The sequence below is a fragment of the Gluconobacter sp. ESL1110 genome, from assembly GCF_058107395.1.
Map to the genome: position 1 here is coordinate 175265 of NZ_JBYLUK010000011.1, position 14555 is coordinate 189819.

Consider the following 14555-nt stretch of genomic DNA (forward strand, 5'->3'; position numbering starts at 1 on the left):
TGAACGTTTTATGATGATGACTTATTTTTTTCATTCCACAGTCATAAAAACATCCTTTGAAATGATCCGGAAGCGTCCGTAGTTCCACCCGTGCCTTCTTCCGGGAGGCGGCCCCAGGCCAAACGTGCCGTGTGATGGAATAACGATGCCTTCCTGCAAAAGACGTTCTTTTTATCTGCTTTGTGCCTCAGCACTCGTTCCAGCATTGGTCTGCAGCACCGGTCCGGCTCAAGCCCGCGTCCATCACACCGGAAAAAATCAGATCAAACAGACGCCTGTTGCCCCCGCTCCAAAAGCCGCACCGAAAGCTCCCCATCCCCATGATCTGGAAGGCCATTCAGCAGAGAGCATGAGCATCCATGCCAGCCGCCGGGTATTGGGCGGTGGAATGATGGTGCATCATACGGAAGCCAAAACCATCAGCGCCGTCACTCAGGAGTATATTTCCAAACAGGCCCCGACCGTTACGCCCGGCGTTCTGGCATCCAGCCTCCCCGGCGTGCAGGCCACTAACGAAGGACCGTTGAGCACAACGGCAGAGACCATTCATATCCGCGGTCTGGATCAGACGCAGATCGGCATGGTGTATGAAGGCATTCCTCTCGCCGATCCATTCACCTATGGCGCTTATACGTCCGCCATGGTCGATAACGAGAACCTGGGATCTGTCTCGGTTAGCCAAGGATCATCAGATCTCACAGCGCCAGTTTATAACGCCGATGGCGCTCAGATGACACTGTCCCTTCGCCACCCCGCAGACAAAATGACAGCCTATGCCGAAGCCTCTGGCGGCACACACAGCACAAACAAAGAGTTCGTCCGCTTCGATACGGGTGAAATCGGGCATAGTGGCGTTCGGGCTTTTGCATCCGGCTCTTATTCCAGCGCCAACCTCTGGCGCGGTCCGGGCCAAATGGATCGCTGGCATGTGGACGCCGCCATCGAAAAGCGCTGGGCTCCCAAAAGCAGTTCCGAACTGATTTTTGGATATAACAAAGCCAACCAGACCGAATGGCTCTACCCGACGCTGGCACAGTGGAAAACATACGGCACTGGCTACAACACGCACGCAACATATACGAAGGGCGACACGCTCTATTACAAGCTCAACACCAAGGCAACGAATGCCGTGGTAGGGGCGCTGAAAAACCATTTCGATTTCGGACATGGCCTGACGCTTGATGCAGAACCCTATGCCATCGAGACATTTGGTCCCAATAATTACGGCGTCAATATTCCGGCATCCAACGGCTATGTTGGCACCCAGCAGTATTCATCCCTGAACGGGTATGAAGGCCAGACAGGGAATGTTACGGCCATCAGTATTCACCCATGGGTCCAGACGTCCAGCGGCATCAATCTGGTGGGGGCATGGCATCGCGGCTTCAACACGCTGAAGCTCTCCTACTGGTATTCCTATGCGGTTCATACCGAATATCAGAACCATTATCCGGTCAACGCATCCGGTCAGTACACGGAAAATAACGGCTACCTGACGGCCTTCAACAACGTGTCTGTCAGTCAGTACAACATCAATGGCTTCCAGCAACTGAACGCCATCGGCCTGGAAGACCAGGTCAAACTCTTCCATGACCGCCTGACCATCGACGCAGGCCTGCGTGCCAACATGATCTCCCGCAGCTTCAGTCAGGATCTGCCAGGAGCCAATTTCAAGTCCGTGGAGAACATGTTTGTTCCCATCCCTCAGGTCCTGATCAGCTACCAGTTTGATCCGAAAAACCAGATTTACGTGAACGGCACGACCGGCTACCGCGCACCGTCTTCCTTCCAAGCACAGGTTCCGGTTTACAGCTTCACAAGCGCGAATGCTGTTTCACTTCCGCTGGCTAATTTTCAGCCGGAATACATGATCGGCGAGGAAATCGGGTACCGCCATTCGGGCGATATCATGCTGAACGTGGCGCTGTTCAATTACAACCTGACGCATCACCAGATCACCAGCGTCTCGTATCTCCCCAACTCCACCATCATGATCAGCCAGCCGATCGACGCGGGTGGCGAAAGTGCACAAGGCGTGCAGGCTGAAATTTCAACGCGTCCCTGGCACCATATCAGCGCCTATGCGTCCGGGCAGTTCATGCATACGCGTGTCGGCAACAACATCGCCTATCAGGGCGACTATCTCCGCACGAAGGGCAAGCAGGAAGTCGCATCCCCAAAATTCACCGGCGCTCTGGGCCTAACCTACGACGACGGTACTAATTTCGCGAACGTCAACCTGCGCTATACGGACTCCCAGTACGCAACGCTGATGAACGACCAATCCATTCCATCCTACATCACGTCCGATATTTCACTGGGTCGCTACCTTCCGAAAATTGGTCGGGTCCGCCCGAAAGCCATGCTGAGCCTCATGAATGTCGGGGACAGTCACTATCTGGCACAGGTCAACGGCTTCTCTGGCAACGCCACAACAACACGCGGCGTCTATGGCAAAACACTCTCCGCGTCCCAGCCAACCTATAGCGTCGGCACAGGCTTCGCTGCAGTTGTCTCCGTCTCTGGGACGTTTGAATAACGCTTAGGTTGGGATCTGAATGGTCCCGGAGAAACAAAAAAAAGCGGTACAGCCCTCGTCGGCCGTACCGCATTTTTATTGAGAGGCGCTGCTTTCTGTTCAGCGCAGGGCAGCAATCGCCGTAATTTCCACCCGCCATTCCGGATCAGCCAGCTTGGCTTCGACGGTAGCACGGGCAGGCTTGTGCCCCTTATCCAGCCACACATCCCAGGCCTTGTTCATATTCCCGATCTCGTTGATATCGGTCAGGAAGATCTGAACAGACAGGATACGCGTCTTGTCCGTACCCAGATCCGCCAGAAGTGCATCGATCTGGCGCAGAATGTCAGCTGTCTGGCCTTCCGTATCCAGCGTGGCGTCATCCGCGACCTGCCCGGCCAGATAAGCCAGACCGTTATGGGTCACGACACCGGCCAGACGGTTTTCTTCAAGATGACGGGTAATGTCGGGATTGGTGCTCACGCCTAAACCTTACTGAAGAAGAGTAGGAATCATTTCATGTTCGAGGATCGCGTCCATGGCGCTCTCCTCGTCATCTGCCACGGCCATGGGTGTGCCATCGGCAGCATGGATTGCCACCATCAGCTCACCGTCATGCATGACGGATCTCACATAGGCGAGCTGGGACATGCCCAGCGTACGAAGCTGTGGTCCCGTGATCCGCCTCAGATCTGCCGGGAGCGCCTCTTCGTGCCCATCACTGTTTTCGAACGGATTGTTCAATTCCTGATCCTTACTGAAACCTGTGGGCTTCTCTGGCGCCAGTCAGGTTGAAACATACACACTGTCAAAAAACGGCTTATTCGTCGTCAAGATCGCGCACCGGTCGTGTCCGGCGTGGCTTGACCACGGGTGGAACGACTTCGTGCTGCACGGTCTGAGGCGTGCCTGCCGTCCGGCGGCCCTGCGTGATGGCAATCCGCTTTACCCGAACTTCCGGCTCGGGACGCAGAAGATCGATATGCAGCAGGCCGTTATCAAGCCAAGCCCCACCAATTTCGATGCCTTCCGCCAAAACGAACGCCTTGTGGAACTGCCGTGCAGCAATCCCACGATGGAGGAACACGCGGCCCTGACTGTCATCTGTCTGGCGACCACGGATCACAAGCTGGTTGTCTTCCTGCGTGATCTGAAGATCGTCCATCACGAACCCCGCCACAGCCAGCGTGATCCGCAGGGCTGTCTGGCTCAGCTGTTCGATGTTGTAGGGCGGATAACCGTCGGACGTAGATTTGGACGCGCGCTCAAGCATCTGCTCAAGATGATCGAAACCAAGAAACATGGGTGACGTAAACAGACGACCGGACATAGGGCTTGAGCCTCCTCCATGAGCGAGACAATGGGCATCAGACCCTCCATGAGGCACCTGACATCAGCACAGGATATGGTGGAGCACCCCAAAGATGCAAGTTCTGCCTTGGGAAATGCCCCTCAGGACTGGCACAAAAGCCTCACCCTCGCTACATCGCAGAGCATGAGCGAATTCGATTTCCTGTCCGGCATCGATGCGGTGCCCCCGACCCCGATCCTGATTGCCCCGGCCCCCGTGCTGCGTCAGGTCGCCCGCGAAGTGCGCGCGGAAGACATGGCGTTCCTGCGTGAGCAGCTTCCAGGCATGTTTTCCGCCATGTACAAGGCCCCCGGCATCGGCCTCGCCGCGCCGCAGGTCGGCCTTGGCATGCGCTTTGCCCTCGTGGATGTCGCCGAGGAAGATGCGCCCCGCGAGCCGATGGTTCTGATCAATCCGGAAATCGTCACGGATTCCGAGCAGATGGCCGTCCGGGAAGAAGGCTGCCTCTCCCTGCCGAACCAGTATGCCGAAGTGATCCGCCCCGAATCGATCCGTGTTCGTTACCGGGACCTTGCCGGCGAGATCATCGAGCGGGATGCGGATGGTCTTCTGGCAACTTGCATCCAGCATGAAATGGATCATCTGGATGGCGTCCTGTTCGTGGATCATCTGTCCACGCTCAAGCGCAACATGATCATGCGCCGCCTCGCCAAAGAGCAGAAGCTGGGAAGGCGTTAATCACCGATGCGTCTGATCTTCATGGGTACGCCGGATTTCGCGGTCCCGGCCCTGCATGCCCTCATGGCCGCAGGACACGAGATCGTTGCGGTCTATACACAGCCTCCCCGCCCGGCAGGGCGCGGCAAGGCCGTGCGCCGCTCGCCTGTCCATGAAGCGGCGGAAGCTGCCGGAATTGAAGTTCGTACGCCTGCACGCGTCCGCAAGGACGTGGCAGAGCACGAAGCTTTTGCCGCGCTCAATGCCGATGCTGCGGTCGTCGCGGCTTACGGACTGATCCTGCCCAAGGCCATGCTCGATGCGCCCCGTCTCGGCTGCCTGAACATCCATGCCAGCCTTCTTCCCCGCTGGCGTGGTGCCTCACCAATCCAGTCTTCCATCGTTGCGGGAGACAGCCAGAGCGGCGTCTCGATCATGCAAATGGATGAGGGCCTCGACACCGGTGCCGTGCTGCTTGAAGAAGCCACACCCATCAGCGCATCCGACACAGCCAGCACGCTCCATGACCGTCTGTCGGAAATCGGTGGCCGACTGATCGTTCGCGCCTTGCAGGAACAGCCTGTTGCCGTCCCCCAGCCTGAAGAGGGCGTGACCTACGCGCACATGCTCAAACGCGAGGACGGGCGGATCGACTGGTCCCGCAGTTGCGAGGACATCGACCGTCAAATCCGTGGCCTGACCCCATGGCCCGGCGCATTCACGACATTGGATGATGTGGTGCTCAAGATTGGCGCCGCAACACCGCTGCCTGAACAGTCCGGCTCCGACGCGGGTACGGCCATTGACGACGCCCTGATTATTGCCTGTGGCACCGGTGCGCTCCGCATCGAGCGTATTCAGAAACCCGGACGCAGCATGATGAACGCCAGCGATTTCGTACGAGGACAAGCCGTCCCGAAGGGGACCCGCCTTGGCTGAGGACGACATCGCGCGCTGGGCACTGAAGATTGAATATGACGGCACAAATTACGTCGGCTGGCAGCGTCAGAAAGACGGCCTCTCTATTCAGACCCTGATTGAGGCTGCTGCCTCGAAACTGGTCGGCGGCCGTGCCGTCTCCAGCATTACAGCGGGGCGCACGGATGCAGGCGTCCACGCCTCCGGCATGGTGATCCATCTCGATTTCCCGGCGGATGCGCCGATCAATGGCCGTCAGATCCGCGATGGCATGGGGTATTACCTCAAGCCCCACCCCGTTGTCGTGCTTCAGGCCGCGCCCGTCACTCTGGACTGGAGCGCCCGCTTCTCCGCGACGTGGCGAAGCTACCGGTTTACCATCCTCAACCGTCAGGCACGCCCCGCCTTGCAGGAAAACCATGTCTGGCACGTCAAACGGTCTCTGGACGTGGATCTCATGCAGGACGGTGCGAACTTCCTGCTCGGAACGCACGATTTCACATCCTTCCGGGCCATAGCCTGTCAGGCCAAAAGCGCGGTCCGTACTCTGGATGTCTTAAAAATCCACCGTGAGGGAGACCTCGTCCTTGTCGATACACAAGCCCGATCCTTCCTGCACCACCAGGTCCGGAATATGGTGGGATCGCTTGTCATGGTGGGATCGCGTCAGTGGCCAGCAGAAAAAATGCGGGACATTCTCGAAGCGAAAAACCGCTGCGCCGCAGGACCGACATCCCCGCCAGACGGCTTATGCCTCACAGGCGTCGGTTACCCTGAAGACCCGTTCGCGTAAGGCTCAAACGCCCCCGAACAGGTCGCCCAGAGCATTGTAATGCGGTGGCAACAGCCAGAGCAGACCGAACAGCGCAACTGCACTCAGTGTCTGCAAGACCGTCATGATGACAGCCTGCAACGCTGTCATCATCAGACCAACGCGTGTGACATACCAGGTCAGCCAGAGGCTATAGAGCTGCACACCCGCAGCTACCCCTGCCGTGGCAGCGGGTGACGAGGCATTCCCCGGAATCACCATCCGCATGACACCTTCCGCCATGATCATCATGATTAGCGGCAGCCAGGCACACCAGAGCGACGCCGTCGCATAACGAGACCATAGCCCTTTACGCCCCGCGTAAGCGGCATAACGCTCAGACACCACAAGCTGAAGAAGCGTGCAGACCAGTTGCACCAACGCCTGTGTCAGCCGCAACCCGCGTTGCTCTGCGGGCATAAAAAAGGCACCAAAAATTCCGATCAGCGCAATCGCTACAGTCGGCGCCAGCGCCGCCATAAGCGGCTGCATCCCTGGCGCGAAACAGTTGATCCCGATGCCACGGCCGCGCCCCAGAAGCCACACGCCAAGCGGAACATTCATTCCCCCTGCTGGAGGCATACCATTCGGGCGGTCTGGGGTCACAGGCCAAATCTTTCCATGAACGTCAGGTAAATGCGGGTCAGGTCTTCAAGGGTCGAAACGTCAACATGCTCGTCCCGCTTGTGCATGGTGGCACCCACAAGACCGAACTCTGCAACAGCACAGTGCTGCGAAATGAAGCGGGCATCGGATGTTCCGCCCCCCGTATCGAGCTTCGGGCGACGTCCCGTCACATCCTGAACAGCCTGTTCCAGACAGTTCACAGCCGGTCCCGGCTGAGTCAGGAATGCCTCGCCGCTAATCGCGATCTTCACATCGCTGTCCGGCGCATGACGGCTTACAACGTCCCGGATCCATTCCGCCAGACCATCTCCCGTATGGCTGTCATTGAATCGAATGTTCAAGCGAGCCCGCGCATCAGCCGGAATAATATTCGTCGCCGGGTTCCCGACATCAACACTCGTGACCTGAAGCGACGACGGAGAAAACCACTCCGTCCCCTCATCGAGACAACGTCCGGTCAACTCCGTCAGAGCGGCAAGTAGCCGATGAACAGGATTATCCGCCAGATGAGGATAGGCCACATGCCCCTGCACACCACGCACAGTAATCTCGGCATTCATGCTGCCGCGACGGCCAATCTTGATGGTATCACCAAGAACGGAAGGATTTGTTGGCTCACCCAGCAGGCAGAAATCCGGCACTTCACCCCGCGCCGCCAGCCATTCGATGACGGGCTTCGTGCCAAAATGCGCCGGACCTTCCTCATCCCCTGTAATAAGAAGAGAAATCGATCCCTTGAGCGGACGGCTCTGCAGAAAGCGGGCAATAGCTGCAACGGAACAGGCCACGCCCCCCTTCATGTCCGCAATGCCACGCCCATAGAGGCGGCCATCATGGATTTCGGCAGAAAACGGATCATGCGCCCAGCCCTCACCGGGGGGAACAACATCCGTATGCCCTGCAAAACAGAGAGACGGACGTCCCGTCCCGATCCGGGCATAAAAATTCGGGGTCGGCGCATCCTCTGGTCCAAAAGGAAGATGCGTGACCTCAAACCCCATCCCTTCCAGAACCGATGCCAGAAGAGCCTGCGCTCCATCATCGGCAGGCGTGACGGACTGGCAACGGATCAGATCCTGCGCAAGAGCAACAGGATCGCTTGGGAAAGATGGGGTCGGCATGAATCAGTCGCGCAGGAGTTCGTTGATGGACGTCTTGGAGCGCGTACGCTCGTCAACGCGCTTGACAATCACAGCACAGGCGAGAGACGGCTGACCCGGCTCCTTCGGCGGCAGCGTACCTGGAATGACAACGGAGTAGGCCGGAACGCGGCCCATGAAGATCTCACCCGTTGCACGATCCACAATCTTCGTGGACGCACCGATGAACACGCCCATGGACAGGACAGAGCCCTTCTCCACGATCACGCCTTCAGCAACTTCCGAACGTGCACCGATGAAGCAGTCATCTTCAATGATGACCGGAGCAGCCTGCAGCGGCTCCAGCACGCCACCAATGCCAGCGCCACCACTGATATGGCAATTCTTGCCAATCTGGGCGCAGGACCCGACAGTCGCCCAGGTGTCAATCATGGTGCCACTGTCAACGCGCGCGCCGACGTTCACGAAGCTCGGCATCAGAACCACGTTCGGAGCGATGAACGCCGAACGACGAACGATTGCCCCCGGAACGGCACGGAAACCGGCTTCCGCAAAACGGAACTGATCCCAGCCTTCGAACTTCAGAGGCACCTTGTCAAAAGCCGGCTGGCCACCGCAACCACCAACCATGACGCGGCTGTCATTCAGACGGAAAGACAGCAGAACAGCCTTCTTCAGCCATTCATGCACAACCCAGCTATCTTCGCTCGGCTCAGCCACACGCAGCGTACCGGCATCAAGACCTTTAAGCGCGGTTTCAATAACCTCGCGATCTTCCCCCTCTGTCTGTGCGTTCAGAGTGGTACGACGCTCCCAAAGAGCGTCAATGGCGGTGCGAAGCGTATCGTGAGGCATCAGAACCATCCGGAAAAGGAGCAGAAAACCGCCGGACCATGCGTTCCCCGGCTTTACCTGTCAACGGCTCTTTCCCCTTTCAGCCAGATCACCTCATCCATTAAGCTTCCGTTAACCTATTAAGCCTATGAAAAAACACCGGGACATCCTGCTCCAGAAACCGGCAAAGAACGTTTCTGATCCATTCAAAGCCGCTCCATGGAATGATTAACCCGTTGCGCCCTAAGCTGCAGGGCTGATTTTTGCCTCATCACCAGCCTGGAGCCTCCATGGCACACCCTGATACCGGACTGCGTCTTTCCGATCCTCTCATGCAACAGGAGTCTACATCCACGCCGCTGCATGTAATCCGGAAGGTACTGACGGCAATGCGCCAGGCCATTCTACCGCGTCTGGGCATCGCTGCTGCCCTCACAGTTCTTCAGGAGGAGTTGCAGGCTGACACTCTTCTCTTCAGCTCCTTTATGCCGCCAACAGACGACAGTATTCTTCATAAGTCAGCCCCATTTCCGCAGGGTCTGCAGGAATGCTTGCAGGAAAATACTTTCGTCCCAAGCCTGGCTGCTGTCCGGTTTTCAGCGGATGCGGAGTATGCGGTTCTGATTTGCGAAGCCATTCGCAGCCAGTCTCCGCTCGGCTTGATCTGCTGGAAAAAGACACTCTGGTCTCAAGAAGGCATTGAACTTCTCCAGACTGTCATGTCTCTCATCGCCGCCACACAGGAGCATGACGCTCTCCATCGACGCGTCCTGGAAGAGTGCCATTACGATCTCGCTTCCAATCTTCTGAATTGGGATGGCCTGAAAGATGAAATGAAAAGGCGTACTCCCCGTCTGGACCGGGAATGTCTACCCGCAACACTGATGGTCGCATACGTTCCCGGCCTGACAGACATTACCCAAAATATCGTCTTTCAGGCTGGAGAAGAGGCACTGATCCAATGCATCGCGCTGCTACGCAAAGCCGTCCGTCCGACTGACGCCATCGCGCGTCTCAGCGGGAATACCTTCGCACTCTGGATGGACGGCGGCGATCGTTTTGCCATGGCCGAACGCGCAGAACGCATGACAGCACACGGGATTCCCTTACTGATAGACCCGCCGATGCATTTACCTTTGTATATCGGCCTGATCAGCCGGGAGCCAAACGATCACGACTCTTCGCCGGAACTCCTGCTTGAACGAGCAACCCAAGCCCTTCATGACGCGCTGGATGAGCAAAAAAAATGGCGCTTCTCTTACGAAGCGCCATAATCCGGTTCAGGCTTTGATGAGGGTTCCCGGCCCTGCCCGTGTAAAAAGTTCCAGCAGGCAGGTATGGGGCACACGACCATCCAGAATGACTGCCGCTTTGGCACCACTCTGAACAGCATCCAGACAAGTCTCAACCTTCGGGATCATGCCTCCCGAGATTGTACCATCCTTGATAAGGTTGCGCGCTTCTTCAGCACTCAGTTCCTCGATCAGCTTGCCATTGCGATCCAGAACACCCGGAACATCCGTCAGCATCAGCAGACGTGAAGCATGCACGGCACCAGCAATCGCACCCGCTGCCGTATCAGCATTGATGTTGTACGTCTCACCGTTCTCGCCCGCACCAACCGGAGCAATCACAGGGATCAGCCCGGACCCCAGAAGAGCGTAAAGGACACGCGGATCAATTTTTTCAGGTTGACCAACAAACCCAAGATCAATGACGCTTTCGATCTGGCTGTCAGGATCACGACGCGTGCGGGTCAGCTTGCGCGCTTTAATCAGGCTTCCATCCTTGCCTGAAATCCCCACAGCCATGGCGCCAGCCTGATTGATCAGTTCAGCCACCTGCTTGTTCACGCTGCCGGCCAGAACCATTTCAATGACGTCCACCATCGCAGCATCTGTCACGCGAAGGCCATCAATGAACTGGGAACGGATCTGCAAACGATCCAGCATGGAACTGATCTGCGGACCACCACCATGCACAACAATCGGGTTGATCCCGACCAGCTTGAGCAGGGCGATATCGTAGCCAAAAGCGCTGGCCAGCTTTCCCTCACCCATCGCATGACCACCATACTTCACGACGATGGTGTCACCGGCATAACGCCGCAGATAGGGGAGAGCACTGGCAAGGATAGCCGCCTGCTGCTGGGCGTCATCCATGTTCACGGCTGGCGGGATTTCCGGCAGCTTTTCACTGTGGGTCTTTTTGCTCACGGCCGGACTTATCCTTCCACTGAGGTCTTGGCAGGATCTGCGAAACGGGCGATTTCCGCACGCAGATCTTCGATACCTTCGCCGGTCTGGCTGCTGGTGCACACAATGCGCGGATAAGCCGCAGCGTGCTTCAGCGCCAGGGCCTCCACATCTGCTATCTTGGCTTTCAGAGCATTAGGCCGTACCTGGTCGCACTTGGTCAGAACAATCTGAAAAACAACCGCGGCCCGGTCCAGAAGCTCCATGACATCTTTATCAGAGGCCTTGAGTTCGATCCGCGCATCAAGAAGCAGAATGACGCGAGCCAGCGTCGTCCGTCCACGGAGATAAGCGAACATCATGTTCTGCCAATCTTCTTTGACGGACTTTGCAGCTTTCGCAAATCCGTAGCCCGGCATGTCCACAAGGGAAATACGGTCTGACAGATTAAAGAAGTTAAGCTGCTTGGTACGACCGGGCTCTGAAGATGCACGGGCCAGTGCCTTGCGCCCTGTCAGAGCATTGATGATGCTGGACTTACCAACATTCGATCGCCCCGCAAACGCAACTTCTGGCCGCCCAACCGGAGGCAACTGGTCGATCTTCTGCGATCCGAAGAAAAACTCACACTCTCCGGCAAAAAGAAGACGCCCGTCTTCAATCTGCTCAGGAGTAGGAGGGCCTGCGACCTCTTTCATGATGTCTCAGCGTCCGTTCTTGGTAACAGGAACCGGCAACTTGGCACGGCTCTGGATAAAGGTCTGCTGCGCGAAGGTCAGCAGGTTGTTCCAGGTGTAATAGACCAGAAGACTGGCCGGGAACCCGGACATCACGAACACATAAACCAGCGGCATGAACTGCATGATGCGCGCCTGCGCCGGATCCATGCTCACCATCGTCTGGCGCTGAAGCAGCCAGAACGTGACACCCAAAGCAGCCCCCCAAACACTGATGTGCAAAAAGGAAAAGTAAACCGTCGGGTCAAAAGGGATCAGACCGAACAGATTGAAGATGTTCGTCGGGTCCGGGACGGAAAGATCACGGATCCAGCCGAAGAACGGTGCATGACGCTCGTCAATGCTGATGTTCAGCATTTTATAGAGGCAGAAGAAGATCGGGGCCTGGATCAGAACCGGCAGACAGCCACTGGCCGGGTTCACGCCCTCTTCGCGATACAGGGCCATAACCTTCTGGTTCATCACCATCGGGTCGTCCTTGTTCTTCTCGCGGATCTCCTTGATCTTCGGAGCCAGAAGACGCATCCGCGCAGAAGACGTGGCAGCCTTGGACGCCAGCGGGAACAGTACAATTTTGACGATCAGCGTCAGCGCCATCAGCGCCAGTCCGAAGTTACCCAGATGCAGATACAGCCAGTGCAGCAAATACAGGATCGGGCGCGTCAGGAAGCTGAACCAGCCAAAATCAATGGCCTTATCGAAATCCGTGATATGTAGATCGCGGCTGTAGGCCTGAAGCAGGCTTGGAACCTTTGCTCCGGCGAAGAGGTGGCTCGCCTGTGTGATCGTGCCATTTGGCATGACCTGCTGAGGAGCCTGCGGAGCAAAACCAATCTGGTACGATCCCGGATTGCCCGGAACATACGCAAAACTGGCCGTCACGGCAGCGGTCGCTTCTGGAGCAACAGCCGTCAGCCAGTACTTGTCGCTGATGCCGCCCCAGCCGCCGGTACCAGCCTTGGCCCAGAACGTATGATCCGGATGCTCGGCCCCCTTGCGGACATTCTTGTAGGTCTCGTCATTCAGACGACCATCCATGACAGCGATCGGGCCTTCATGGGCGGTCCAGAACCCTTCTGCAGCCTGATAATCACGCTGGACACGCTGGAACGGAATAAGAGCGACCGGCTGCGCAGAATGGTTTTCCACGGACTGCACGACCGAGAACATGTAATGCTCATCAATCGAGATCTGGATCGTAAAGATCAGCCCTTCGCCATTATCCCACTTGAGCGTTACCGGATGACCTGGTGACAGGGCCTCGTCTGCACTGCTCCAGACCGTATTCAGATCAGGAACCTTCGCATTCGAGCCTGGAGCGTTGTTCCAGCCAATGACAAAGAAATTTGGATGCTCGCTGCCAGACTTGTCCAGCAGACGAACCAGCGGACTGTCCTTCGCGAGTGTGGCGCGATACTTCGTCAGCACCGCATCATCCAGAAGCGCACCCTTGAGGTTCAGGGAGCCCTGTACGTCTTCGCTTGTGATTGCGATACGTCGCGCCGTTACCGTCTGTTCGGGAGCAGCCTCTGAAGGCGCCGCCTGAGCCGGAGTTGACGGGGACTGTGTTGCAGCAGTCTGCGTGACAGCGGGATGATTGTCCTGATGGGGTTTCGGCATGAAATAGTCGAAACCGATCAGGATGAGGGCCGAGAGGATAGTGGCCGCAATGATGCGCTTGATTTCCATCGGGCGGATGCCGGTCTTTCGTCTCTACGGAGGAATGCTGAGCCTCAAGTGGCCGAAAACCGCGATCAAAACAATAGCTAGCGGTATTTTTTAATGCTGATGGCGTTCAGGAGGAAGGTCACAGCCCCCTTTTGACCAGGGATGACAGCGCAAGAGTCTCCTGAGTGCCAGCCATCCTCCACGCAAGGGACCATGCGATTTAATCACCATGATGGCGTAAGTGCTACACCCCGGCTCAAACCGGCAATTTCGTCCCAGATATGGGCTAACAAAAAGTTTGTAGGAATCAATCAGTGCAAGCAGGAAGAGGGTGACAGGCTTACTAAAAAAGCCAGTCATTTTTCCGCACCCTTACGAAGGGCTTTGCGGAGATCTTCCTGAAGCAGAGAAAAATCGCGTCGACGTGTACCGTCTCGACCGATCAGGACAAAGTCTCCCATCGGGAGACCGTCCTCACGCGCCACAAGACGCAACGCCTCTCTGAGGCGGCGTTTTGTGCGGTTTCGGATGACCGAATTCCCGACCTTTTTCGTGACCGTAAACCCGACACGACTTTCAGGCTGGGCATCATCCTGCAGAATCTGCACAACCATTCCCGGAGTAGCGACTTTACGCCCTTTCCCGGCAACACGCAGAAACTGCGGCCGCTTTTTCAGGCGGCCAACTGTAGAGTTCGCGCTCAGGCGGAAAGCTTCGAGCGACCCTTGGTGCGGCGGTTTGCCAGCACGCGACGGCCGCCGACGGTAGCAGAACGTGCACGGAAACCGTGACGACGCTTACGAACCAGCTTGGAGGGTTGATACGTGCGCTTCATGACATCGATCCTTCAAAACCATGCAGACGCCCCTCTGGACATCCGCGTCGATCGGGCGCACGAAACGCCCGGTGAATGAGACCCGGGCTTGTACTCACCGGGTCCCCGCCTGTCAATGCCAGACCACCAGGAAGCTGAGGATATGAGCCAAAAACCGACTTCAACACCGTCTCAGACGGTCGAATCCAGCGCATTCCGCCACGATTTACGAAATGCCCTGTCCCCTGCCCTGCTCTGCGCCGACATTCTGTCATCCCACGCAGACGATTCTGTACGCCAAAAC

17 protein-coding genes are annotated in these 14555 nt (G+C 57.1%); 5 read left to right on the top strand and 12 right to left on the bottom strand.

Going from position 1 to position 14555, the window contains the following annotated elements; genetic code table 11:
- Positions 1 to 145 precede the first annotated feature (145 nt).
- Positions 146 to 2539: a TonB-dependent receptor gene (locus tag AC3B6F_RS13990; protein ID WP_426065867.1), complete on the top strand. Its 2394-nt coding sequence runs from the start codon at positions 146 to 148 to the stop codon at positions 2537 to 2539.
- Between the two features lie 99 nt (positions 2540 to 2638).
- Here the strand turns inward: AC3B6F_RS13990 and AC3B6F_RS13995 are convergent, their stop codons facing one another.
- The 3 genes from AC3B6F_RS13995 to AC3B6F_RS14005 all read right to left on the bottom strand — a co-directional run bounded on the left by AC3B6F_RS13995 (position 2639) and on the right by AC3B6F_RS14005 (position 3848).
- A complete protein-coding gene (locus tag AC3B6F_RS13995; protein WP_010501302.1) occupies positions 2639 to 3001 on the bottom strand; it encodes a RidA family protein in 363 nt (120 codons plus the stop codon).
- A gap of 9 nt (positions 3002 to 3010) precedes the next feature.
- Positions 3011 to 3262, bottom strand: coding sequence for a DUF1150 family protein (locus tag AC3B6F_RS14000; protein WP_010501299.1), 252 nt, complete (start codon positions 3260 to 3262; stop codon positions 3011 to 3013).
- A gap of 76 nt (positions 3263 to 3338) precedes the next feature.
- On the bottom strand, positions 3339 to 3848 hold the full coding sequence (locus tag AC3B6F_RS14005; RefSeq protein WP_211567484.1) for an Hsp20 family protein: 510 nt from the start codon (positions 3846 to 3848) through the stop codon (positions 3339 to 3341).
- 165 nt (positions 3849 to 4013) lie between these two features.
- Between AC3B6F_RS14005 and def the strand changes: the two genes are divergently transcribed.
- From def to truA, 3 genes are read left to right on the top strand one after another with little or no spacing between them, the layout of a single operon-like run.
- The gene (gene def / locus AC3B6F_RS14010; protein WP_039792136.1) at positions 4014 to 4568 is read left to right on the top strand and encodes a peptide deformylase; all 555 of its coding nucleotides are present in this window, start codon (positions 4014 to 4016) and stop codon (positions 4566 to 4568) included.
- Between the two features lie 6 nt (positions 4569 to 4574).
- Positions 4575 to 5486: a methionyl-tRNA formyltransferase gene (fmt, locus tag AC3B6F_RS14015; RefSeq protein WP_489824827.1), complete on the top strand. Its 912-nt coding sequence runs from the start codon at positions 4575 to 4577 to the stop codon at positions 5484 to 5486.
- The gene (truA, locus tag AC3B6F_RS14020; RefSeq protein ID WP_489824828.1) at positions 5479 to 6258 is read left to right on the top strand and encodes a tRNA pseudouridine(38-40) synthase TruA; all 780 of its coding nucleotides are present in this window, start codon (positions 5479 to 5481) and stop codon (positions 6256 to 6258) included. Before fmt ends, truA begins: the two co-directional genes overlap by 8 nt.
- A 3-nt stretch (positions 6259 to 6261) precedes the next feature.
- On the opposite strand, the gene AC3B6F_RS14025 is transcribed toward truA, so the two are convergent.
- From AC3B6F_RS14025 to dapD, 3 genes are read right to left on the bottom strand one after another with little or no spacing between them, the layout of a single operon-like run.
- Complete coding sequence (locus AC3B6F_RS14025; protein ID WP_489824829.1) at positions 6262 to 6882, bottom strand: hypothetical protein; 621 nt, start codon at positions 6880 to 6882, stop codon at positions 6262 to 6264.
- Positions 6879 to 8024: a succinyl-diaminopimelate desuccinylase gene (gene dapE / locus AC3B6F_RS14030; RefSeq protein WP_489824830.1), complete on the bottom strand. Its 1146-nt coding sequence runs from the start codon at positions 8022 to 8024 to the stop codon at positions 6879 to 6881. The genes AC3B6F_RS14025 and dapE overlap by 4 nt, the downstream gene beginning before the upstream one ends.
- Before the next feature lie 3 nt (positions 8025 to 8027).
- Positions 8028 to 8858 (bottom strand): 2,3,4,5-tetrahydropyridine-2,6-dicarboxylate N-succinyltransferase, encoded by an 831-nt coding sequence (dapD, locus tag AC3B6F_RS14035; protein ID WP_489824831.1) that lies wholly within the window; start codon positions 8856 to 8858, stop codon positions 8028 to 8030.
- A gap of 269 nt (positions 8859 to 9127) precedes the next feature.
- Here dapD and AC3B6F_RS14040 point away from each other — a divergent pair, with 269 nt between their 5' ends.
- A complete protein-coding gene (locus tag AC3B6F_RS14040) occupies positions 9128 to 10111 on the top strand; it encodes a diguanylate cyclase domain-containing protein (RefSeq protein WP_489824832.1) in 984 nt (327 codons plus the stop codon).
- A gap of 6 nt (positions 10112 to 10117) precedes the next feature.
- Here AC3B6F_RS14040 and argB read toward each other — a convergent pair whose 3' ends face one another.
- From argB to rpmH, 6 genes are all read right to left on the bottom strand, one after another.
- Positions 10118 to 10999 (bottom strand): acetylglutamate kinase, encoded by an 882-nt coding sequence (gene argB / locus AC3B6F_RS14045; RefSeq protein ID WP_194257535.1) that lies wholly within the window; start codon positions 10997 to 10999, stop codon positions 10118 to 10120.
- Between the two features lie 62 nt (positions 11000 to 11061).
- Complete coding sequence (gene yihA / locus AC3B6F_RS14050) at positions 11062 to 11730, bottom strand: ribosome biogenesis GTP-binding protein YihA/YsxC (protein WP_489824833.1); 669 nt, start codon at positions 11728 to 11730, stop codon at positions 11062 to 11064.
- 6 nt (positions 11731 to 11736) lie between these two features.
- Positions 11737 to 13458: a membrane protein insertase YidC gene (yidC, locus tag AC3B6F_RS14055; RefSeq protein WP_489824834.1), complete on the bottom strand. Its 1722-nt coding sequence runs from the start codon at positions 13456 to 13458 to the stop codon at positions 11737 to 11739.
- Between the two features lie 90 nt (positions 13459 to 13548).
- Positions 13549 to 13797 carry a membrane protein insertion efficiency factor YidD gene (yidD, locus tag AC3B6F_RS14060; protein WP_082785254.1) on the bottom strand — a complete coding sequence of 83 codons (249 nt, stop codon included), beginning with the start codon at positions 13795 to 13797 and terminating at the stop codon, positions 13549 to 13551.
- The gene (gene rnpA, locus AC3B6F_RS14065; protein WP_211567856.1) at positions 13794 to 14141 is read right to left on the bottom strand and encodes a ribonuclease P protein component; all 348 of its coding nucleotides are present in this window, start codon (positions 14139 to 14141) and stop codon (positions 13794 to 13796) included. The genes yidD and rnpA overlap by 4 nt, the downstream gene beginning before the upstream one ends.
- Complete coding sequence (gene rpmH / locus AC3B6F_RS14070) at positions 14138 to 14272, bottom strand: 50S ribosomal protein L34 (RefSeq protein WP_010501271.1); 135 nt, start codon at positions 14270 to 14272, stop codon at positions 14138 to 14140. Before rpmH ends, rnpA begins: the two co-directional genes overlap by 4 nt.
- Positions 14273 to 14555 lie beyond the last annotated feature (283 nt).